General features: G+C 50.1%; 20 protein-coding genes. 13 read left to right on the plus strand and 7 right to left on the minus strand.

Going from position 1 to position 22,329, the window contains the following annotated elements; translation table 11 throughout:
* The 5 genes from recG to CZ379_RS14665 form a co-directional block, all read left to right on the plus strand.
* On the plus strand, window positions 1–1,759 hold a 1,759-nt coding region (gene recG, locus CZ379_RS14645; RefSeq protein ID WP_110932288.1), incomplete at its 5' end, for an ATP-dependent DNA helicase RecG.
* Window positions 1,760–1,989: 230 nt separating this feature from the next.
* On the plus strand, window positions 1,990–2,883 hold the full coding sequence (gene murQ, locus CZ379_RS14650; protein WP_110932289.1) for an N-acetylmuramic acid 6-phosphate etherase: 894 nt from the start codon (window positions 1,990–1,992) through the stop codon (window positions 2,881–2,883).
* A 93-nt stretch (window positions 2,884–2,976) separates the two neighbouring features.
* Window positions 2,977–4,464 carry a PTS transporter subunit EIIC gene (locus tag CZ379_RS14655; RefSeq protein ID WP_199925826.1) on the plus strand — a complete coding sequence of 496 codons (1,488 nt, stop codon included), beginning with the start codon at window positions 2,977–2,979 and terminating at the stop codon, window positions 4,462–4,464.
* A 27-nt stretch (window positions 4,465–4,491) separates the two neighbouring features.
* Complete coding sequence (locus CZ379_RS14660) at window positions 4,492–5,337, plus strand: MurR/RpiR family transcriptional regulator (RefSeq protein ID WP_110932291.1); 846 nt, start codon at window positions 4,492–4,494, stop codon at window positions 5,335–5,337.
* An 86-nt stretch (window positions 5,338–5,423) separates the two neighbouring features.
* Window positions 5,424–5,711, plus strand: coding sequence for a stage VI sporulation protein F (locus CZ379_RS14665; RefSeq protein ID WP_110932292.1), 288 nt, complete (start codon window positions 5,424–5,426; stop codon window positions 5,709–5,711).
* Between the two features lie 355 nt (window positions 5,712–6,066).
* On the opposite strand, the gene CZ379_RS14670 is transcribed toward CZ379_RS14665, so the two are convergent.
* The 4 genes from CZ379_RS14670 to CZ379_RS14685 all read right to left on the minus strand — a co-directional run bounded on the left by CZ379_RS14670 (window position 6,067) and on the right by CZ379_RS14685 (window position 9,024).
* Window positions 6,067–6,750, minus strand: a complete 684-nt coding sequence (locus CZ379_RS14670; RefSeq protein ID WP_110932293.1) for a succinylglutamate desuccinylase/aspartoacylase family protein — start codon at window positions 6,748–6,750, stop codon at window positions 6,067–6,069.
* 119 nt (window positions 6,751–6,869) lie between these two features.
* Window positions 6,870–7,388 (minus strand): YhjD family protein, encoded by a 519-nt coding sequence (locus tag CZ379_RS14675; RefSeq protein ID WP_110932294.1) that lies wholly within the window; start codon window positions 7,386–7,388, stop codon window positions 6,870–6,872.
* On the minus strand, window positions 7,385–8,656 hold the full coding sequence (locus CZ379_RS14680) for a DNA polymerase IV (protein ID WP_110932295.1): 1,272 nt from the start codon (window positions 8,654–8,656) through the stop codon (window positions 7,385–7,387). The genes CZ379_RS14675 and CZ379_RS14680 overlap by 4 nt, the downstream gene beginning before the upstream one ends.
* Entirely contained in the window at window positions 8,653–9,024 is a 372-nt protein-coding gene (locus CZ379_RS14685; RefSeq protein ID WP_110932296.1) for a YhjD family protein, read from the minus strand. Before CZ379_RS14685 ends, CZ379_RS14680 begins: the two co-directional genes overlap by 4 nt.
* A 734-nt stretch (window positions 9,025–9,758) precedes the next feature.
* On the opposite strand from CZ379_RS14685, the gene CZ379_RS14695 reads away from it, so the two are divergent.
* The 7 genes from CZ379_RS14695 to CZ379_RS14725 all read left to right on the plus strand — a co-directional run bounded on the left by CZ379_RS14695 (window position 9,759) and on the right by CZ379_RS14725 (window position 18,584).
* Window positions 9,759–11,987 carry a glycoside hydrolase family 5 protein gene (locus tag CZ379_RS14695; protein WP_110932298.1) on the plus strand — a complete coding sequence of 743 codons (2,229 nt, stop codon included), beginning with the start codon at window positions 9,759–9,761 and terminating at the stop codon, window positions 11,985–11,987.
* Window positions 11,988–12,023: 36 nt separating this feature from the next.
* Window positions 12,024–13,217: a HEAT repeat domain-containing protein gene (locus CZ379_RS14700; RefSeq protein WP_110932299.1), complete on the plus strand. Its 1,194-nt coding sequence runs from the start codon at window positions 12,024–12,026 to the stop codon at window positions 13,215–13,217.
* 43 nt (window positions 13,218–13,260) lie between these two features.
* On the plus strand, window positions 13,261–14,637 hold the full coding sequence (locus CZ379_RS14705; protein WP_199925827.1) for a glycosyltransferase family 2 protein: 1,377 nt from the start codon (window positions 13,261–13,263) through the stop codon (window positions 14,635–14,637).
* A 105-nt stretch (window positions 14,638–14,742) separates the two neighbouring features.
* Entirely contained in the window at window positions 14,743–15,552 is an 810-nt protein-coding gene (locus CZ379_RS14710) for a response regulator transcription factor (protein ID WP_110932300.1), read from the plus strand.
* A gap of 45 nt (window positions 15,553–15,597) precedes the next feature.
* Window positions 15,598–16,962 carry a nucleotide sugar dehydrogenase gene (locus tag CZ379_RS14715; protein ID WP_110932301.1) on the plus strand — a complete coding sequence of 455 codons (1,365 nt, stop codon included), beginning with the start codon at window positions 15,598–15,600 and terminating at the stop codon, window positions 16,960–16,962.
* 29 nt (window positions 16,963–16,991) lie between these two features.
* On the plus strand, window positions 16,992–17,942 hold the full coding sequence (locus tag CZ379_RS14720; protein WP_110932302.1) for a hypothetical protein: 951 nt from the start codon (window positions 16,992–16,994) through the stop codon (window positions 17,940–17,942).
* A 138-nt stretch (window positions 17,943–18,080) separates the two neighbouring features.
* Window positions 18,081–18,584 (plus strand): Crp/Fnr family transcriptional regulator, encoded by a 504-nt coding sequence (locus CZ379_RS14725; protein ID WP_110932303.1) that lies wholly within the window; start codon window positions 18,081–18,083, stop codon window positions 18,582–18,584.
* A gap of 21 nt (window positions 18,585–18,605) precedes the next feature.
* On the opposite strand, the gene hmpA is transcribed toward CZ379_RS14725, so the two are convergent.
* Window positions 18,606–19,826, minus strand: coding sequence for an NO-inducible flavohemoprotein (gene hmpA / locus CZ379_RS14730; protein WP_110932304.1), 1,221 nt, complete (start codon window positions 19,824–19,826; stop codon window positions 18,606–18,608).
* A 456-nt stretch (window positions 19,827–20,282) separates the two neighbouring features.
* On the opposite strand from hmpA, the gene CZ379_RS14735 reads away from it, so the two are divergent.
* Window positions 20,283–20,945 carry a YitT family protein gene (locus CZ379_RS14735; RefSeq protein WP_110932305.1) on the plus strand — a complete coding sequence of 221 codons (663 nt, stop codon included), beginning with the start codon at window positions 20,283–20,285 and terminating at the stop codon, window positions 20,943–20,945.
* A 78-nt stretch (window positions 20,946–21,023) separates the two neighbouring features.
* Here the strand turns inward: CZ379_RS14735 and CZ379_RS14740 are convergent, their stop codons facing one another.
* Together CZ379_RS14740 and msrA are read right to left on the minus strand one after the other, a co-directional pair.
* Window positions 21,024–21,212: a DUF2188 domain-containing protein gene (locus CZ379_RS14740; RefSeq protein ID WP_110932306.1), complete on the minus strand. Its 189-nt coding sequence runs from the start codon at window positions 21,210–21,212 to the stop codon at window positions 21,024–21,026.
* A gap of 86 nt (window positions 21,213–21,298) precedes the next feature.
* Window positions 21,299–22,294 (minus strand): peptide-methionine (S)-S-oxide reductase MsrA, encoded by a 996-nt coding sequence (gene msrA, locus CZ379_RS14745; RefSeq protein ID WP_110934394.1) that lies wholly within the window; start codon window positions 22,292–22,294, stop codon window positions 21,299–21,301.
* Window positions 22,295–22,329 lie beyond the last annotated feature (35 nt).

Below are 22,329 nucleotides of genomic sequence, written 5' to 3' on the forward strand. Positions count from 1 at the left end.
CCGCCACTACTTGAAGGATCAGTTAACGGCAGGGCGGGAAATAGTCCTGACGGGCAAATGGGACTTGAGGCGCAGCCAATTGACTGTGTCGGAGTCGGAATTTCCCGATCGCGGCACGCTGCGCAGCGGGAGCCTGCAGCCGGTATACTCGGTAGGCGGGAAAATTACGCAGACCTGGATGCGTAAGATAATTGGCCAGGCGCTGCAGCAATATGGGGAAATGATCCCGGAGATATTGCCGCCGGAGCTTCTCAAGAAGTATTCATTAATGCCGAGGCGGCAGGCGATTTGGCGGATTCATCAGCCTCAGGACAGCGAGGAAGGGCAGCAGGCGCGGCGGCGGATGGTCTATGAGGAGCTGTTTCTGTTCCAACTGAAACTGCAGGCCTACCGGGCGATGAATCACGAGCGCATGGACGGGGTCAAGCATGAGGTCGATAATGCGACGATCCGCGAGTTCGTACGCAGCCTGCCCTTCGAGCTGACGGATGCGCAGAAGAAGGTGGAGTTGGAGATATTGCAGGATATGCGTTCGCCGTTCTGTATGAATCGTCTTCTCCAAGGAGACGTAGGCTCCGGTAAAACGGTTGTGGCTGCGATCGCCCTGTATGCGGCCGTCAAATCGGGACATCAAGGCGCGTTTATGGTGCCGACGGAAATTTTAGCGGAGCAGCATATGCGCTCATTGTCCCGGTTATTTGAATCCTATGGCATTACCGTGGGCCTGCTCACGGGCAGCGTGACCGGACGCAAGCGCAAGGACTTGGTCGCTTCAATGCAGATGGGATTGACGGATATCGTCGTCGGTACCCATGCGCTTATTCAGGAGGACGTCTTCTTCCGCTCGCTCAGTCTGGTCGTGACGGACGAGCAGCATCGGTTCGGGGTAAATCAGCGCAGTATTTTGCGACGCAAGGGCTTTAATCCGGACGTGCTAACGATGACGGCGACGCCGATTCCCCGGACGCTGGCGATTACTGCATTTGGCGATATGGACGTATCTACGCTGTCCGAGCGGCCGAAGGGGCGTAAGCCGATTTCGACCTATTGGGTGAAGCACCATATGATGGATCGGGTGCTTGGGTTCATCCAGCGCGAGGTATCCGCGGGAAGGCAGGCTTATCTGATCTGTCCGCTGATCGAGGAATCCGACAAGCTGGATGTGCAGAATGCCATCGATTTGCACGTATCGATGCAGCAGGCTTTTCCGCATTTCAAGGTCGGGCTGCTGCACGGGCGGATGACTGCGGCCGAGAAGGACGAGGTGATGCGCTCGTTCTACGATAACGAGGTGCAACTGCTCGTTTCGACGACCGTCGTTGAGGTCGGCGTAGACGTGCCGAACGCGACGCTCATGATCGTCATGGACGCGGATCGCTTCGGCCTGTCGCAGCTGCATCAGCTGCGCGGCCGGGTGGGCCGGGGGGAGCACGCTTCGTATTGCGTGCTTATCGCCGAACCGAAGTCGGAGGTCGGTCAGGAACGGATGAAGGTCATGACCGAGACGGACGACGGCTTCGAAGTGGCTCGAAGGGACTTGGAGCTGCGCGGTCCCGGGGATTTTTTTGGCACCAAGCAGAGCGGGGTGCCGGAATTTCGAATCGCGGACATGGTCAGCGATTTCGCGGTGCTGGAGGCGGCGCGGGACGATGCCGCCCAGTTGGTTGGCGACACGCCCTTTTGGACGTCGCCGCAGTATGAGCCGCTGCGCGGGTACTTGCAGCGGGAGCAGGTGTTTCAAGGCGAGTTGATCGATTGACGCAAGCCGAAGAAAGCTATAGCCTAACCATATAAAAAATGCAAGCAATGCCTTCCGTAAGCTGATTATAGTTTACGGAAGGTATTTTTTTGCCCGGATAAATGGATAGTAGGACAAGGGTTGAAATAATATTTTAATTAATTATTATTATATTGATATTAAATATCAAAGAGGGTATAATGATGTTGAAGAAAGCGATTTCAAATAGATCTAGAAGGAGGGAGTACTCTATGCTGGATAAATTAACTACGGAGACTCGAAATGAACGAACGATGCACTTGGATCGGATGAATATAGAGGAACTGCTGACGGTTATGAACGAGGAGGACGCCAAAGTAGCGGGAGCGGTCAAAGAGCAAATTCCTCAGATTGCTGAAGCGGTTCGAGCAATTACGCAAGCAATGCGCAGCGGAGGACGGCTCATTTATTTGGGGGCCGGGACGAGCGGCAGAATTGGGCTGCTGGATGCGGTAGAATGTCCGCCGACCTTCGGAACTTCTTCGGAGCAAGTCGTAGGTCTGATTGCTGGAGGAAGCAGCGCTTTTATTAAGGCGGTAGAGGGGGCGGAGGATCGTGAGGAATTGGGTGCTGCCGATTTACGGGAGCTCGGGCTTAAAGGCAATGATGCTGTAGTTGGATTGGCTGCCAGCGGCCGTACACCGTATGTAATTGGTGGACTTGCGTATGCGAGAGAAATTGGCGCCGCAACGATTAGCGTGAGTTGCAACAAGGATGCGGAGATTAGCGCGAAGGCGGACATTGCAATTGAAGTCGAGAACGGCCCGGAGGTGCTTACCGGCTCCACTCGTCTTAAAGCGGGAACATCACAGAAGCTCGTTTGCAACATGCTGTCTACGGCTTCGATGATCGGATTGGGCAAAGTATACGGTAACTTGATGGTGGATGTTCAGCCTACTAACGAAAAATTGGTGGAACGAGCGAAGCGTATCGTTATGGAGGCCACGTCATGCGATTTATCTACAGCGGAGAAGACGTTAAGCATGGCCGAAAATAAGCCGAAGCCCGCGATTCTTATGATTTTGACGGGCTGCTCCTATTTAGAGGCGCTGGAGAAGCTGGAGCGGACGGAAGGCTTTATCGGCCCGGCGGTAGATGGGCTGTAAGTATGCAGCAAGGATTTGCAAGGAAATGCAAGGAAATATAGCATCAGGCATTCCATCGATAGAATGTAAAGGGAGGTTAAGCAGATGACTCAGATGAACAAGTATGCAGCAATGGCGCAGGAAATTATGGAGCGGATCGGCGGGGCAAGCAATGTGCGGCAATTTACGAATTGCATGACTAGACTTCGGATTAGTGTGAAGGATCATGGCCGGATTGATGAAGCGGCTTTGAAGCAAGTCGACGGGGTGCTCGGGGTTGTGGACGATGAGACCTATCAAGTGATTCTCGGGCCGGGTGTCGTAAATAAAGTGGCCGAGCAATTTGGCGGACTCCTTCAGCAAGCATCCAAGGACGGCCTGGAAGGAAGCAAAGCGCCTTTCGCAGGAAATATGGCAGATTCAAACGCTGATTTCGTTAACACTGCAGCGAGAAACAACGATGATATCAAAGCTGCGCTAAAAAAGAAAAATAATACGCCCTTTAAAAATTTCCTGCGCAAAATTGGCAGTATCTTCATCCCGCTCATTCCCGCCTTGGTCGGGGCTGGCATTATTAACGGCATTGCCGGCTTGATGAACAATCTGATCACATCGGGGAACGAAGCAGCCTGGCTGTTGACGCTGCAGCCGATTCTCGGGGTCATCGGCTCGGCATTCTTTGGATACTTGACGATCTTTGCCGGAATTAATGCTGCCAAGGAATTTGGCGGAACACCGTCGCTGGGCGGTGCAGTTGCTGCAATTATCGTGGCTCCGGCCGTCGCGAAGATTACTTATACGTATCCGTTCTTTGGAGAGATTAGCCTGAACGCCGGCCAGGGCGGAATTATCGGGGCTATACTGGCCGCGGGTCTTGTCTCTATCGTAGAAAAATTTATTCGCAAACGCGTCCCTGCTTCCATCGATATTATCGTCACACCGACGCTGGCCCTGCTCGTGGTCGGATTGCTGACCGTCTTCTTCCTCATGCCGGTTACGGGAATCATATCGCAGGGGATCGGAACGGTTACGACATGGTTGCTAGCTCACGGCGGGCCGCTATCGGGGTTTGTGTTGGCTTCATTATTTTTGCCGCTCGTTATGTTCGGACTGCACCAGGCACTTATTCCGATTCATGCCGAGTTAATCAATCAGGTCGGTTACACGGCATTGCTTCCTATACTGGCAATGGCCGGAGCCGGCCAGGTCGGATCCGCGATTGCGATTTATATTAAGCTGAAGCATAACGCCAGACTGCGCAATTTAATTAAAGGCGCACTCCCCGTCGGATTCCTTGGAATCGGAGAGCCGCTAATTTACGGTGTCAGTCTCCCGCTTGGCCGTCCGTTCATTACCGCCTGTCTCGGCGGAGGCTTCGGCGGAGCGCTGCTTGGGCTGTTCGCTATGTCGGAACGGTTCATCGGCTCTGTGGCGATCGGCCCTTCTGGCCTAGTTCTCATTCCGCTGATGAAAGGGCCGATGGATTTTGGAATGACGGTATTGGCTTACTTGGCTGGGCTGCTCATATCCTATACCGCGGGATTTCTACTTACTTATTTCTTCGGTTTTACAAAGCAGATGCTTGTAGAGCATAATAAGTAAGAGAATCATGGACAGGGGAGATGACGAGTGTCGGGAAGCATCGTAGTGCAAATCGAGGCTGTGCTGCCGCAGCTGCCGGAATCCGAACGAAAGGCGGCTCAATATATTTTGGCTGCGCCTGAGGAGGTTTCGAAGCTGAGCATCCATGTGATGGCGGAAAAAGCAGGAACGAGCGCGGCGGCGATTACCCGTCTGTGCCGCTCCCTCGGCTTAACTGGTTTTCCGGATTTGAAGGTACGGCTTTCGGTAGATAACGCCAAGCCGCAAAAGCCGGGCTATTACGATATTGAGCGCGGCGAGACGGTGCATAATGTGATTCAGAAAACGGTGGCCAATAGCCTGCAGGCCATCCAGGATACGGTGCTGCATTTGCAGCCGGAGCTGATTGAGGAGGTCGTCGGCCTTTTCCGTAAAGCCCCCGTCATCTACATGTACGGGGTTGGAGCTTCTGGAATCGTTGCAGCGGATGCCGCCCAGAAATGGCTCCGTCTTGGCAAGCAGGCTTCAGCGCTGCAGGACGGGCATTTGCTTGCCGCAGCGTTGGCAAGCGCTCCTGCGGATGCGTTGTTTATGGGGGTTTCCTATAGCGGCAATACGAAGGAGGTCGTTCAACTGTTTCGGGTAGCGAAGCAGTATGGTGTACACAGCATTGGTATATCCCGGTTCGGCAATCATAAAGTATCCGAATTAGCGGATACAATGTTGTATACGCCGCTCGCGCCGGAAGCTACGCTGCGCAGCGGAGCTACAGGTTCTCGGCTTGCGCAGCTCGTCGTCATCGATATTTTGTTCTTTGCTTATGCATCTACGCAGTTTGAAGAGACGATAGCTAGACTAGGACAAACGCATGAAGCGATTTCCTTCCTTAAATAAAAGCTAAATAGAAGTGTAGGCAACATGTACATCCTATCCGTCATATATTAGTGGGGATTAGTATGTGACGGGAGGTGTACACAGTTTTGAGTTATCAGCAATATGGCATTAGCCCGCAACTAGTGGAGCGCATTAAGCTGAAAATGAAAAATCCGGCTGTAAAGGAACGCATTAAGGGCCTCGTTGACGGCCTCACTAAAGCGGATTTACAGGATCGGGGCAAGGTGAGACGATTGGTTAAATCGGCTTCTTCGATCCTGAACGAACGATTGACGAGCGTACAGGAGGAACAGATCGTTCAGTTTGTCATCGCTCAAAAGATTGACCCGCGCAATACGCTTCATCTAATTAAATTGTGGGGGATGTTTAGGTAATAGGCCTGTAAAGCATAAAATCGTCGTCCATTTATCCCCTTTAAGTAGGCACTCGGAACTTGAAGGGGATTCTACATGGCTAAAAAGGACAAATATTTAAACAAGTTCGTCTTTTACTTTTAGTTTTCTTATGGACAGTCATTCTATTCAGGTTTCTAAAACGTGTATGTATTTTGAAAAAAAGATAAATGATTATTATTCAAATAAGAATCTGGTTTAGGCAGCCAAAAGATGACTTCTGATGAATTCAGAAGTCATCTTTTTTAAGTGCGCTCGGCATGAGCGATAACTTGGTTAAAGTCAGCTTTTCATCTGTTTGCTTGATAGATGTATGACCAGTCCTATACTCAGAATGCTAGCCCTTCGTTAGCCCGGCTTCGCTGAGAAAGCGGCGCGCAATGTCGATTTGATATTGCACACGAGTTGAAAAAGGAAGGCTCCAGCCCGTTTCCACGGTAACCGTCCTGGCTCCCAAAATGCGGGCGGCGGCGGTGCGGGAAGAACCGGGCAGTTCATGCAGCCGAAGGTTAAAGTAATGGGAAGTGTTGCCGATGCCGCGGTTGAGGGCTTTGATGACCTTTCGAGCCGCAGGCAGGGAAGAGCTCCCCGGATTGCTGATTAGCGTCTGGCCCAGCACTTTGGCATTGCGCTGCGATAGCCCATTTGCTTCATGGAGATCCAAGTACCAGGACGGATGAAAGCGTCTTGCTGCTTCAAACAACGCTGCGGACAAGGTGTGCTTCGCCGCTTGGCCCGCTTTCCGGGGAAAGGTGCGATTCAAATCCGGCACACCGCGAATACGCTGGCGATATGCTTTCTTATTAACGATGGGCACGATCATTAAGCTTCCTTTATGAATCCGCAGTTGATCTTTGCCGATCATGCGGACGAGCTTGCGAGCGGCATGAACACTGGCGGTTTCATTGCCGTGTATGCCCGCCACGATCATAACAGCCGGGCCTGTACGGGCGCTTCTTGCCATGTAATATGAGGTAGAGTAGGGGGTGCTCGGCAATAGCGTATATTTTTGTATAAGCATAATCCTCACCTCCACTTCAATTTAGGAGTTGATGGTGAATATACCATTATACATATGCGTAAGGAGGGAGGATTAACTGGACAGGTACCCCTTGAATTCAGCCCGTAAAAAGACTCAGATTATCGGTTTCTTGTTCCGCGCAAAATCGCAATCAAATCGTTTGTGTATTGCCCAATCGTCAGGCTGACCTGTGACTTCAGGAAATCCTTCGTCATGATAAACTCATCTTCAATTCCGCGGCAAACGAAGCGGTAATGCATGTCCAGACCGTCCATTGATGGTTCGAAAATGCGAATCTGCTGCTCGAGCAAGGATTTCCGGCATCGCTGCATATCCTCTCTGATATGTTGGGCGAGCACTTTCGTCGCTACGGCATAAAGAGATTTGAAGGTTTGGGATGACAATTCGACCTCCCGCTTCTTCTTCTCGACGATTTGGAGGGCGACAGGCAGAATGATGTGTTTTCTGATGGCTTCGATGTCCTTGGCCGTTGGCGGAGAGAGGGCTGGGATCGCCGAAGCGTTCGCCGCCGCATCTCCCGGGGATTCATGCCTAATCGATACAGATTGTTCCTTGTGCTGGGGAAGCATCATCCGGCTTGATTCCCATAGGCCGTTGCCTGTAAGCTTTTTACTCATTTATAGTGTCCTCCAATCTTGCGTGCCCGTTCTCTTGCTTGCCCTGACGTCGTTAATGAGGAGGCTCGGATTATAGCTGCACTGCCATAGCGGTCTTTGATCTGATCGGTCACTCGATCTAGGGCGCGAAATTTCACTTGGTTCTCGAAAAGAGTCAGCTGGTAGCCGCTATCCGCCGCGAGATTGCTAAGCCCGATGCCTAATCGGCGCACCGGTAGGCTGTTCCAGTGACGGTAGAACAGCTTCTTAGCTGATTCATATACAGTGTTTGTATGATGGGTCGGATCCGGCATTTTCATTTGCCGGGAGAAGCCGATCCGCGCGTCATAAGGGCTGCATAGGCAGCTGACGGTGATCACCTGTCCCATATAGCCTTTGCGTCGGCAGTCTCGGCATACTTCCTCCACGAGTTCCAGCAAGATGGTGTCGATTTCCTCAGTCTCCGCGTAGTCTCTCGGCAGCGTCATCATGTGGCTGACCGATTTCGGCGCAGCGTCGAAGGTGCGAGGCGTAACCGGGGAATTGTCCAGCCCGTTCGCCGTTCTCCACATCACTTCCGCCTGAATATCGCTTTGCTTGCCGAAGCGGGCGCGGAATTTATCCTTTAGCACGGGCAAAGGCGTTTTGGCGATATCGCCAATCTGATACATCCCAAGCCGCGTGAAGTGGGCAGCCATCCGGGAGCCGACTCCGAACATTTTGGGGATCGGCTGCGGCCAGAGCGCCGACGGCACGTTAGCGCTGGGCAAAACGTACAATCCGTTCTCAGTCTTCTTCGCCCAAATGTCCGTTGCCAGCTTAGCAAGCATTTTGTTGGAGCTGATGCCAATCCGAACCCAGACTCCAGTTTGTTTCAGTACTTTCTGTTGAATAGATTTGGCCATGACGAGCGGGTCGTCCTGAAATAGATGAAGGCTTCCAGATACGTCGAGAAACTGCTCGTCAATCGAGAAAATTTCGACTAGGTCGGTATATTCCCGGTAAATGTCCGTAATCATCAACGATACATCAATGTAATGCTGCATCCGCGGACGCATGACGACGAGCTCAGGACATTTCCGAATCGCTTCGCCTAATCGTTCTGCAGTAGTTACCCCAAAGCTCTTGGCGATGGGGCAGGCCGCCAGGATAATTCCCGAACGGCGGGCCGGATCTCCGGCCACAGCCACAGGCTTATTCCTACATCCCGGATGATCCGCTTTCTCAATGCTGGCATAGAAGCTCTGGCAATCTGCCAAAAAAATAGTTCTATTGCGTGCGTTCTTCATCTCTTTGGTGCCTCCCATAGTCTCATTAGAAGAATCATCAGCTCCGCTTTTACTAAGCTTCTCAGCATCTTGAAATGATGAATATAGCCTCGAACCCTATACTCCACCTCGACGCCTAGCGTATTCATCGTCGTATGAAGCACTTGAATGTGATGCTGGCGCATTTTGCTTCTAAGCACTTTCAGCTCGAGATGAATGCTGTTCTCAACCTCCTTAAGATAAAAAATCACCAGATTATAAATTAATTTATTCTGATGCAGGCTGAACTCCTGGATATCCCTTGCCAGCATATCAAGCAAAATAGGCAGCAAGGTGTACTCTTTGATGATTTGAATATCTTCTTCTGTCTCGATCATAGAGTTAGTCATGATATTACACCACCATAATGCGAACATGTATTCGTTTATATATTATATACCGAACACAAGTTCGTTATGCAAGTGAATTTTATGGAAAATGGATACTACGTTATAGTTCCTTAATATTATACATTTTGTAATTAAATGGTTCTTATTGGGGGGAGGATGGCTGGGTAAGAAGTCATCTGCGGGTCCTTGCAGTCCTATGGAAAATATCGGAATAAAGTTGCTTTGCAACCATTGAGCCTAGAGTAGGACCAGCGTACGTTTTTTTATAGGGCAACAAAAATTAACAAAACGCTCACAATCCGCGCCGTTAAGCGATTTTCTATCGAGACTTTGGTATCAATTTTGTAACCTTTATGGAAACGAGTGTAAAAATAGAACGAAACTTCGAAAAAAGTTGTGCGTCTAATATGAGCGAACAGCAGGGGCACTGTGTTCTATGAAAACAGCGACTTGGAAATGCAGCATCGTATTGCTTTGTTTTTCAAGTCCTTTTCATAAGGACAAGAGGTTCAGTAATTTAAAGGCGATAATGGAATTAACCGGGATAATGGTGCTAAAAGACTTCGATTACACAGGAAAGGGCCCAGATGCAAAACGCTTCTATCAGCCTAGTTACTTTATTAGAGTACTTGGTTAATGATAGAGGTAATACGTGGGGAGTGGAGGTGTGAGGGGACCGTACTGGTAAAATCGCCTGCATACAAAAAAATAGCGAGGTGACAGGAGCAAAACCGATGACAACGTTAGCGCGAAAAAGGCTAGTTATTTTACTTGTACTTGGCGGTATTTTGATCGCCGGGGGGATTTACCTCATCATCTTAAACCTGCCTCCGTCCCATACGACACACCAAACTTCGGACGGCGCAAAAATCAAGTTCCAGACTTCGGGAGACCGATTTATGGAGTACAAGGGCGAGGGGAAATGGCAGGAGATTTTTGTGAAAGGCGTCAACTTGGGGGCTACAGTTCCTGGTTATTTTCCAGGGGAATTCCCCATCACTGAAGAGGATTATATGCGCTGGTTCAAACAGATTGATGACATGGGCGCAAACGTAATCCGTATTTATACCGTGCATAATCCGGTGTTCTATACGTCCTTAGTTAAATACAACAGAGATAAGGGAGACGATCCGCTGTACTTCATTCAGGGCATTTGGTCGCCTGAGGAGCAATTGATCGAGCTTAAGGATGCATACAACCCTGGAATTAAAGATACGTTCCACAAGGAAATCGAAAAAGCGGTAAAAGCGGTGTATGGAGATTTAAAAATACCGGTGCAGCCGGGAGCTTCGGGAGGAAAGTATAGAGCGAATGCAGGGCCTTATTTGATGGCTTGGCATATCGGCACGGAGTGGGATCCCGAAATGGTTGACAACACGAATACACTTTATGCATCGTCTGTTTCGCCTTATCAAGGCAAGCATTTCTCCGCGCTGGAGAAGGCCAGTCCTTTCGAGAGCTGGCTCGCTGAATTGATTGATCAGACGGCTGAACTGGAAGCCGGCTATGGCTGGCAGCATCCGATGACCTTTACAAACTGGGTCACGACGGATGTGCTTGAGCACCCCGGGGAGCCTTTGTTCGAGGAGGACTTGGCTAGCGTGGACGCTACGCACATTGAACCGGTGGACTGGGAGGCAGGGTATTTTGCAGCTTATCACGTCTACCCGTATTACCCGGACTTCTTCCATCTCGATAAGACGCTGGAGACGATTCCTGACGGAAATGGCGGGTTCAATACGTACAAAGCTTATTTGAAAAAGCTGAAAGAGCATTACAAAGATATTCCGATCATGGTTACGGAGTATGGCGTACCCGCGTCTTTAGGCGTATCGCATATTGGTCCCGGCGGACGGAATCAAGGGGGGCACAGCGATGCCGAAAAGGCCGAGATCGACGTATCTTTGACAAAAGATATTTATGACGAAGGCTATTCCGGAGCCATATTGTTCATGTGGCAGGACGAGTGGTTCAAGAAGACTTGGAATACGATGCGCTTCGAAATTCCCGAGGATCGCCGTTCCCATTGGCTGAACGTTCTGACGAACGAGAAGCTGTTCGGCATTGTAGCTATGGGCTCAGGCAAGGAAGACGACATTATCATCGACGGCAAGCTAAGCGATTGGGATGCATTGCCTGAAGGTGAGATTAAGTCGTGGGACAAGCCAGCTCCCGGCATCGAACGATTCCGCGTGACGCATGACGAGGCTTACGTGTATGTAGGGCTTACGTTAACGGAGGATTTTGATCCCGAGACTCGGCAAATTTATTTGGGGACACATACGCAGCCCGGAGGAAATGAACCGGTCACGGAACTTCCCGGCATTAAGCTAAGCGATGGTCTGGAAAATTTGGTCGTCATCGGACGGGATGAAGAGACAGAAGTGAGAACGGCACCGAGCTATGACTTCCATCGTCGTCTCTATGGACGCTACGGCTACTGGATGCTCGATGAACAGACGGAGGAGCAGAAGGTTCAGTTCCAGCCATGGAAGCTGGCTGTCAGCCTGACGATGTCGCCGCCGGACACCCGGTTCAGCCAACCGTTTAAAGATATGACGGTGGGCAGTCTGGTGCGAGGGACTTCGGATCGAAACGATACAAACTTTAACTCGTTAACTTCATGGCAATACAGCGGCAGTGAAGTAGAGCTCCGCATACCATGGATGCTGCTGGGCTTTGCGGATCCAAGTTCCCTTCAGGTCATTGATTATGGCCAGCTTAAGAAAGACCGCATGTTTACGACGGCGGAAGTCGAGGGGATTACGTTCCTGCCCTGGATGAAGGATCGTCAGAGTCAGGAGGTTTTTGGGCCAGGCAGCAATGGAACCGTCGATCTGGCGGAGCAGCCGAAATATACTTGGTCGCCTTGGGAAACCGTGAATTACACCGAGAATCTAAAGTCCGGCTATTATGCGCTGAAAGAGTACTACGAAAGCTTGCCGGAACATCAACCTGAATAATCCGGTGTTTGGTATATAGAAGGAGGAATGTTCTTTATGTATACGCATCTTACCTTGGCTATCTATTTTATTTACGTATGCCTGGGGCTGATCGGGACTGGAATAGTTCTTTTATTCACTTTAAAGTTCAATCATTTGCACAAAGTAAAAAAGAGTCAGCAATATCTACAGAAGCATCAGGATTACTTCAAATTCATTCAATCTCATCTGAACGGAACTTCGGAGCTTCCTTTGCCGCCGGGCAGGCTTAAGGAGCTCGAAGGCCGGGTCATTCAACAAAAATTCATTGAGTGGATCGACCAGTTCAAAGGCGAGTACCGCGAGAAGCTGGTCAAGCTTTGCCATGATGCGGGGTTTGTGCATCAAGATATCAAGCTGCTGGACAGTCTGTTCTACGGACGGCGAATTGCGGCAGCCTATCGCCTTGGAGGAATGCGTGCCGCCGAGGCCGTGCCCCGGATGCTGACGATGCTGAAGAACGAGCGTTATACTCCGCTTACGATCGTCGTGGCCCGGGCTGTGGCCAAAAGCGCGGAGAAGGAGGAGCAGCTGAAGGAAATGCTGCAGCACCTGCTTCGCCACGGCAAGCCGATCCACAATATGGCTGCGGACATCGTGATGGAGAGCCGGCTTGATGCCAGTCGCTTATTGCTAAAGCTGCTGGATGACGAGAATCAGGATCTTGTGAAGGTGGCTCTCGTAGCCATGTGGGGGCAGGCGATTCCGGAGGTGGTTCCTTCCCTGGATCGTTTGGTCGGCGCCGAACAGACGGATGTCCGCGCCGAGGCCGTCAAACTCTACTTAAGCTCTAATCCGGTGCTTAAGGATGACACGATTAAGAACCTGATGTCCGACAAGGACTGGGAGGTGCGCGCCGCCGTGGCGAAATCACTTGGCTCCCTGCACGCTGCCGGAAGCATTCCGCTTTTGCGCAATGCGCTGAAGGATGCGAACTGGTGGGTAAGGAACAACAGTGCGGAGAGTCTGACGCGGCTGGGAGAAACAGGCTTTGAGGTTCTTTGTCAAATTGCGATGAATGGTTCGGGGGTTGAGCGGGAGACCGCTATGTATCATATCGAAAGAGCGATGCTGCAGGATAATGAGCATCAAAAACTCGACCAAATGGTCGCCTATAACAAAAAAAAGCTGCTGTACGAACGGTATTTCGGCGTGACCGAGCGAAAACCGATTCGTCAGGTTGCGGCGGTCGGAGGCGATTACACTGCTTAGAGACATATTGCTTATTTACGGACTATTTGCCATTTACTATGTAATGACGGTAAATACGATTTATTTTACGATCATGGCTTTTTCATTTCGCAACATTATGACGATTTTCCGCAGGTCAGCTTATTCGAAATACAACACGCTTTCCGGCTCGGAGCTCGTGCCTTCGGTATCCTTGCTTGTTCCGGCCTATAACGAGGAGCTTACGGTTATCGAAAACGTGAAATGCCTGCTGACCTTGAACTATCCGACCTATGAAGTGATCGTCATCAACGACGGCTCCAGCGATAATACGCTGGGGGTACTGCGGGAGGAATTCGGCCTTGAGCCGCTTCCGAATCCGGAAATACGAAACTCGATCGACTGCCAGCCGATCAATGCTGTCTATTTTAATCCTCAGTATCCGCATCTGTATGTAATAGATAAGCCGAATGGTGGAAAGGCGGATTCCTTGAATGCGGGTATCAACCTGTCCCATTTTCCGCTCATTTCATCCATCGATGCCGATTCCCTGCTGGAGAAGGATGCCTTGATCCGCATGGCTCGAATGTATATGGAGAACCCGGAAGAGACGGTAGCGATTGGCGGGGATGTGCGAATTGCCAACGGCTGCCGGATCGAGAACGGCGCGGTCAAAGAAGTGTCGCTGCCGCGCAAAATGTGGCCGATGTTCCAGGCCGTCGAATATTTGAAGGCCTTCCTGGGCGGCCGCATCGGCTGGAGCTCCATTAATGGACTGATCATCGTGTCCGGAGCTTTCGGGATGTTCCGCAAGGACTATGTCATTGCTGTAGGTGGGTACCGGGGAGGGTATCCTGGCGAGGACATGAACATCATCATCAAGCTGCATCGCTACATGCTGGAGAACAAGCTGAAATACCGGGTGGCCTTCTGTCCGGAAGCGGTATGCTGGACGCAAGCGCCGGATACGTACCGCATTTTGTCCAACCAGCGGAAGCGCTGGGGGCGCGGTAACCTGAAGAACATGATCGAGAACTACGATATGGCCTTCAATCCGAAATACAAGGTGATGGGGCTGTTGACCATGCCGTACAACATTATTTTCGAAGCGCTCAATCCGTATTTCAAAATTACAGGACTGCTCGCGCTGGTCGGGTATACGTTCATGGACATGACGAACTGGAAAATCCTCGTTGTGTTCGGGCTTATTAATATTTTGAGCGGGTATTTGCTCAGCATCGGCGCCTTGTTCCTTGAGGAACTCGCATTCAAGCGGTTTACGAAGGTATCCGATTTGGCCCGTCTGCTGCTCTTCTCCGCACTGAAATTTGTCGGATATGCCCAGCTTGGCGGACTATGGCGGATTCAAGGCCATATTCAATTTATGCGCAATAACAATTCCTGGGGGACGATGACCCGAACCAGTTGGAAGGAAGAGGGCAAAGAGGCTAAGACGGCTTAAGCCTTCAAGGCCACGGGAAGTGCTGGAAGGGAGTTGATAGCTGACATGCAGTAGCCCAAGGCAAAGGGTTGAATGATCTACAATAAAAGAAAGGTGGGAGTTCAGATGCCGAATACGGCAGCATTACAAACCGAAATCCAGCAATCCAGTTTATATTCAACTATTGAGCAGTATGTAAAGGAGTCTTCCCAGGAGGCGAATGGAGTTCTGTTCATCTATTCCGCAAATGCTCCGGCCTATTTGGAAGCGCAAATTCGAGGAATTCTGGAATCTCAGCCGGGCGTATCCTTTGATATGTGGAATGGAAACGAGCCTGGAAGCTACGCTGTTCTGCTGCCAGGGCAGCAGCTCGATGCGGTACATTTTCAAGGCTTGCTGCTCAAGCAACGAATTCAGGAAACGAATGGAGAGCTGGATCTCCACATGACATTGTCGAGCTTTCCCGAGCAAGGGGATTTCAGCGAGCAGGTAATCCAGCAAATGGAGGAGTCCGCCAAACTGAGTCCTTCTGGAGATATTCATATTTTTACGAGACAAGAATTTCGTTCGTCGCAAAGCCGCATTCTCATTGTAGAAGGGGATGCCACAGTCCGTGAATTTCTGCAAATCCGCTTGCAGATGCAGGGCTATGAGACGGCTGTTACGGATAATGGTATCTCTGCGCTCGAGCTTATCGAAAGCTGGAAACCTGATCTGGTGCTGACTGAATTAAACCTGTATGGGATTGATGGTCTGCCTTATATCCACCACATTCAACAGCTCAACGTCAAAAGCGTACCTAAAATTGTAGTTTTGACCGAGCAGCGTGTGGAGCAGACGATCAGTCTATGCTTCCAAAATGGCGTAGATGATTATATTACTAAACCATTCTCGCCGGTAGAGTTGGACGCACGGATTCGACGCTGCATTCACTAGAAAGAAACACACTCATACTAGATAAATAAACGGAGGTTGAAACCTGTGAATAAACAATACCATGATTTGTTGGAAGCTATTGAATCGAAAGAAGCTGTGCTATGTGTCGTGGGCCTTGGATATGTTGGACTGCCGCTGGCCGTAGAAATGGTCAAGCAAGGATTCAAGGTCGTAGGTATTGATCTGGATTCCAGAAAAATCGACAAGATTTACCGCGGGGAATCTTATATTCACGATATCTCCTCCAAGACGTTAAATGAAGTGGTACAATCGGGACGTTTCGCTCCAACTACCGACTATGCGGCCCTGCGGGACGTAGATGCTATCAGCATCTGTGTGCCGACTCCGCTTAGCGAAAACCAAGATCCAGACACTTCTTATATCGTAACTGTAGTGGAGAACATTAAACGTTACATGAGAAAAGGCGTTCTGATCACGCTGGAAAGCACGACTTATCCAGGAACGACAGAAGAACTGATCCAACGTGAATTGGAAAGCATGGGATACGTGGTCGGCGAGGATTTCTTCCTCTGCTTCTCGCCGGAACGGGTAGACCCGTCGAATGCGAAATTCAATACATTTAATACGCCGAAAGTCATCGGCGGAACGACAGAGGCATGCCTTGCGCTCGGCGTTGCCGTATACAGCAGATATGTCGAGACGGTCGTTCCTGTATCGTCGCCAAAGGTAGCAGAAATGTCTAAACTTCTCGAGAATACATTCCGCAGTGTGAACATTGCCTTTATCAATGAAATGGCAATGATGTGTGATCGGATGGGTATCGATGTATGGGAGGTTATCGATGCTGCGAAGACGAAGCCATTCGGCTTCATGCCGTTCTACCCGGGTCCGGGAATCGGCGGACATTGCATTCCGCTAGATCCGATGTATCTATCGTGGAAAGCAAAAGGATTCCGCTTCTACAGTCAGTTTATTGAGCTTGCTCAATCGACAAATGATAATATGCCTTATTATGTAGTCAATAAAACATCGAAAATTTTGAATGAGTATGCGAAGTCTATTAAAAAATCGAACATCCTTATTCTCGGCATGGCTTATAAACCGGATATCGGTGATCTGAGAGAGTCGCCGGGACTTGAAGTATATGAGTTGTATAAAGATAGCGGTGCGGCAGTGGAGTATTATGATCCGTATGCCACAAGCTTCAAGGACAAAGCTGGAGTCACCGTGCATAGCGTGGAGTATGACCTCGAGAAGTTCAAATCCTATGATTGCATGGTTCTAGTGACGAATCATACCAATCTCGATTACAGCGCCATTGCAGAGCTTGGCGTACCGATTTTGGATACGCGCAATGCATTCAAGGAATTCAAATTGTCCCACGTGTACAAGCTCGGTCACTCCGTGCAGCATGTGGATGAGCAAGAAGAAGTGCTTGTCGTAGGTTAAAGGCACTCCAATTAGAAGCGGAGGCGGAGATGAATATCAAATCATGGTACACAAGGTATAGAGGGCTAGCAATGATCATAACAGGAACAGCTATCTTACTCGCTGCTTTGGTTGTTGTTCTACTTCGTCCTTCCGTCCCGGAGGCGAAGGCGACTTGGCTTTGGGACACTCGGCTGGTGGAGAGCCACACGGAAGATATTATTGAATTTGCCAAGGAACAAGGCGTAACGACCATCTTTTTACAGATTGGAAATGAGGTGGCCGACGCCTCCTACCAGCGTTTTATCGCGGCTGCCGCCCAAGCCAAGATGGAGGTTCATGCCTTGAACGGACATCCGGAATGGGCGCTACGCGAACAGCGCAAGGAAGCAACCCGTTTTTTGAATTGGGTCAAACAGTACAATAAGGAGTCGAAGCCGGAAGAGCGGTTCGCAGGTGTTCAATTCGACGTAGAGCCTTATTTATTAAAAAGCTGGAGTACCGAGCAGGAAGCGATGGTAGAGCAATGGATGGAGAGCGCCCGGGTATGGGTTGAGAGCGCCCGGCGCGATCAGCTGAAAATCGGAGCTGCACTTCCGTTCTGGCTCGATGGCATCGAGCATGAAGAGCTTGGAGAAGGCCGCGACTTGAGGCAGTGGATGGTGGATAAGTTCGATTATGTGGCGATTATGGCCTATCGGGATGCCGCCGAGGCGATTTATGAAGTGTCTCGCGCTACACTGGAAGAAGCAGACGAGCAGAACAAACAGGTTTGGGTTGGCGTTGAGCTTACCGAGAGCATGGAAGGCCCGGGAGTTTCTTTTTACGAGCAGTCATTATCGTCTGTGAAGCAGGAATTAAACGAACTGGTCTCGCTCGTTGGCAAGCATTCCTCGTTTGAAGGCGTCGCCGTGCATAGCTATGAATCATGGCGGAATAAGCAGGAAACGAAGATCGCCCAAAAAACGGACGATACCTCCGGGGAAGAGGTATCCCCATAACAATAGTTAAATAAACATGCCCAGCGCCATAGGCGCTGGGCAGTTTGTGCTCGACAGTTAGTATAGAAGGAATAATACGATCCTTTTTGATATAATTATGGCTACAAGAGTTTATAAAAAGCGAATGGAGCGATTTCGATGATACTGCATAAAGGAGAGATTTTATTTCGCCAAGGAGACGATGGAAAGTTTCTCTACCATATTAAGAGCGGCCTATTCAAAGTAACGCGGCTGCATGAGAACGGCAATATGGTTCTGTTTAACATTCTGTATCCCGGCGAGACAGTGCCGCATCATTCCTTGATTTCCCCTAAGGAGATTCACGGCACCGCAGTTGCTCTCATCCGCAGCGAAGTGGAGATCATCTCTGCTCAGGAATGGTACCGCGAGTTGGAAGAGAATCCGCAAAAGCCGCTTGAGGTGGCCCGCCTCCTTCAGGAGAAGGTTCGCTTTATGCAGGAGCGCCTAGACCATCTTACGGTAGGTACTCCTGGCGAGCGATTGGAGCTGCTGCAGAAATGGCTTAGCCAACATGCGAACGGCGCTCCCCTAACCGATTATTTGACCCAGGAGGAGATCGGACAGCTGATCGGGATTAGACGCGAAACGGTCAACCGGCTGCTGCGAGGGCAACAGGTATAGCGCTAGCCGGGCAGTACAGAATTAGTTTGTACTGGAGGCGGAGCTGTTCAAGCTGCCGGCAGGCCCAAAAAATTCATAATGGATATTTTCCTCGGGCACATTCATTTCGTGCAAGGCCTGATAGATCGCTTGCATGAACGGTACTGGCCCGCAGAAATAGAAGTCGGACTGTGATGGTGCTGCCGTCGAGAGCCACGAAGCATCGATATATCCGCTTTTATCGCATCTATCGTCAGAAGCTGATGTTTCGTAAACCGTATAGTACTTCAAACGAGGAGAATTAGCGGCAAGCGTCTCGACATGCTCCTTCATAATATGATGCCCTTTGCTGCGAGCGGCGTGAATATATACGATTTCGCGTTCGGAATGCTGCAGCAGTGTCTCCAGCATACTGATCATCGGTGTCAGGCCTACGCCTCCGCTGATTAGTGTGACGGGAGTTTGCAGATCTTGATTCAGTGTAAATTCACCTGCAGGCGCGCTAAGCTCAAGGATATCGCCCTCCATCACGTGCTGATGCAGATAGGTAGATACTACCCCTGCCGGCCGATGATCGTCGCTATCCTCACGCTTTACAGTAATGCGGTAATAGTCGGCTCCTGGGGCGGTGGACAGGCTGTAGTGGCGAAGATGGGTGAACTCCTGGCCTTCCGGTTTTACTCTTACTGTAATATATTGACCAGGCTCGTAGGAAGCGATGGCCTTCCCGTCTTCAGGTACAAGGTAGAAGGAGGCTGCTTCTGAGGTTTCCTGTACCTTGCGATCGACGATAAAGCGACGGAAGCCGCGCCATCCTCCTGGCAGCTGCTCAGAGTGCTCATACATATCGGCCTCAACGCTGATAAATACATCGGCAATGACCCCGTAAGCTTTACCCCAAGCGTCGATAATTTCATCGGTTGCCGCTTCACCAAGGACGGTTTTGATCGCGCCTAGCAGGTTCTCGCCTACAATCGGATAATGTTCTGGAAGGATGCCGAGCGCGCGATGCTTGTGAGCGATGCCGCGAACGACCGGGAGGATTTGTTCCAGGGCATCGATATTTGCGGCAGCGGCATATACAGCATTGGCCAGCGCTGTCGGTTGTTTCCCCTGACGTTGGTTGGCATGATTGAAAATATTCAGCAGTTCGGGATGGTTTTTGAACATCGTTTGGTAAAATGTCCGGGTTATCGTTTCGCCATGAACCTCTAACACCGGAACAGTGGATTTAATGATTTCGATCGTACGGGAGTCAAGCATAACAGTACCCTCTTTCCAATTGAATTATCGTTCAAACTTCCCCATCAGTATAGAGCGGTGACAACCGTCAAAAGGTGATTCTCGTCACATGAAAAATTCCTAAAATGTGAACAAATAGTAAAATGCAATGATATTCATCACAAAATAGAAAGAAAAATAAATATCAGAGCGCCAAGCTGTTTAGTCATCATTGCTGCTGTGTTATAATAAAGATAGATACAAAACCAAAAAGAAAGGATCAGGATACCATGTGTTCCCGAAGGACGAAATCCCTAAGGACGATTTGGAAACGTTGTGATCTCTCTTACACTTAGCTTCTTTTCGTAGTTACGTCGGTTATTTGACTAGCCACCCTACGAAGGAAGCGTGGAATGATGCGAAGGATGACCTCCTCACCAGCCATCTTCGTAGGGTGCTGCCGTAAGGTTAACCAAACTACGATAAGAGGGATTGGAAATGGGGAAAAGAGTAAACTGGCAAGCTTTTAGCTTGCAGGTAACGATGATGCTGCTGGGTACGTTTTTATTGGCCTTTACGTACTATCATATCAATTTTCAGAACGGTTTATCCGAGGGCGGATTTGTGGGCTTAGCGCTGCTGGGCAAGTATTTGTTTGATTTGCCGCCTGCTCTGAGCATGATTATGCTGGATATTCCGGTATTGATCGCCGCCGTATTTTTAAAAGGACGCAAGTTTATTGTAAATACGTTATTTGCATCACTGGCATTTTCGGCATTTTATGAGCTGTGCGAACAGTTCTCGCCGCTTACCTTGAATTTGCAGGGCAATTTGCCAATAGCTGCACTATTGTCGGGCGTGTTCACGGGAATCGGCGCGGGTGTTGTACTGCGAGTAGGCGGGGCGACGGGCGGGGACGATATGCTGTCTCTCATGATCAGTGAACGATCCGGCCTGAAGATCGGCACCGTCTTCATTCTAATGGACGCCGTAGTATTAGGGATTTCTTTAATATATTTACCATTCACGGAAACGGTATTCACAATCATGGCCGTGCTGATCGCGGGCAAGACGATCACCTGGACTGTAAGTTGCGGGAAGCAAGATACCGCTGTTCTCCGTGTGCCATATGCAATCAAAGAGAAAACAGCTCGAGCCTGAGGCTTGGGCTGTTTTTGCCATGGACACAAAAAATAAACAGCCCCGGGAAGCGGGGCTGTTCGTAGCTGAACAACAGCGTTACTTTGCGTTCTCATCCTTCGGGTGGTTCTCATCCCATTCATGGGCTTTGGCCGTGCCGATCGCAATGGCTCTGCCTTCCTCATAGCCTTCCTCAAGCAGGGCATTGGCGATCTCAATCGCCTTGTGGCGAACGCGGACGTCCAAATTTTTCATGGAAACCGGATAGTCGTGCTTGTTCCAAGGCATGGATCGATCTCCTCCTTATTAGAGTGAAGTATATTCTATCTCCTCATATTCATTACCCTAATCAAGGAGCTCGTTAACGGGCTCCGTTATTCGCTGCCCTGCAGACGCTGTGGTTCCTCAAATAAGGGCAAGTATTCTCCATAGCCTTCCTGCTCCAGCTCCTCCTTGGGGATGAACCGCAATGCTGCCGAATTGATGCAGTAGCGCAGTCCGGTCGGCTGCGGCCCATCTTCAAACACGTGGCCAAGATGAGAATCTCCTTCACGGCTGCGGACTTCGGTGCGAGTCATGAAATGGCTTGTGTCCAAATTTTCTTTGATGCTGTAGGATCTCAGGGGCTTTGTAAAGCTCGGCCAGCCGCAGCCGGCATCATATTTATCCTTGGAGCTGAACAGCGGCTCGCCGGATACGACGTCCACATAGATGCCCTCGGCTTCATAATCCCAATACTCGCCCGTAAACGGTCTTTCCGTCCCGTTATTTTGCGTGACCTCATATTGAATTGGAGTGAGCAGCTGCTTCAACTCCTCCTTGTTGGCCGGGCCTGACCAATGGTGATCAATAAAATCCTCCCGTCCCGAGCCTTTGCGGTATCTTTGGTAATGGGCAGGGTTCTTCTTGTGATATTGCTGGTGGTATTCTTCCGCGGCATAGAACGGAGCTGCTGGAAGAATGGCGGTTACAATCGGGCTGGTGAAGCGGCCGCTCTGCTCCAACGCCAATTTGGACGCTTCGGCTTCCTTGCGCTGCTCCTCCGTATGATAAAAAATAGCGGTTCGGTATGAATCGCCCCGATCATGGAACTGACCGCCCTCATCCGTTGGATCGATTTGCTGCCAGAATAGTTCTAGCAGCTTCCTATAAGGAAACACAGAGGGGTCAAATGTAATTTGCACCGCTTCATAATGCCCAGTACGATTAGAGCAAACCTCTTCATAGGTTGGATTTACCGTATGGCCGCCAGTATAACCGGAGACGATGCCGTAAATGCCGGGAAGCTCTTCAAAGGGCGAAACCATGCACCAGAAACAGCCGCCAGCAAATGTAGCCAGTTCTTTGTTTGACATTGGCGTTGTACTCATCATAAGCTCCTTTCCTTTCGTTTCCTTTTAAATTT

Source organism: Paenibacillus bouchesdurhonensis (genome assembly GCF_900155685.1).
Taxonomy (GTDB): Bacteria; Bacillota; Bacilli; order Paenibacillales; family Paenibacillaceae; genus Fontibacillus; species Fontibacillus bouchesdurhonensis.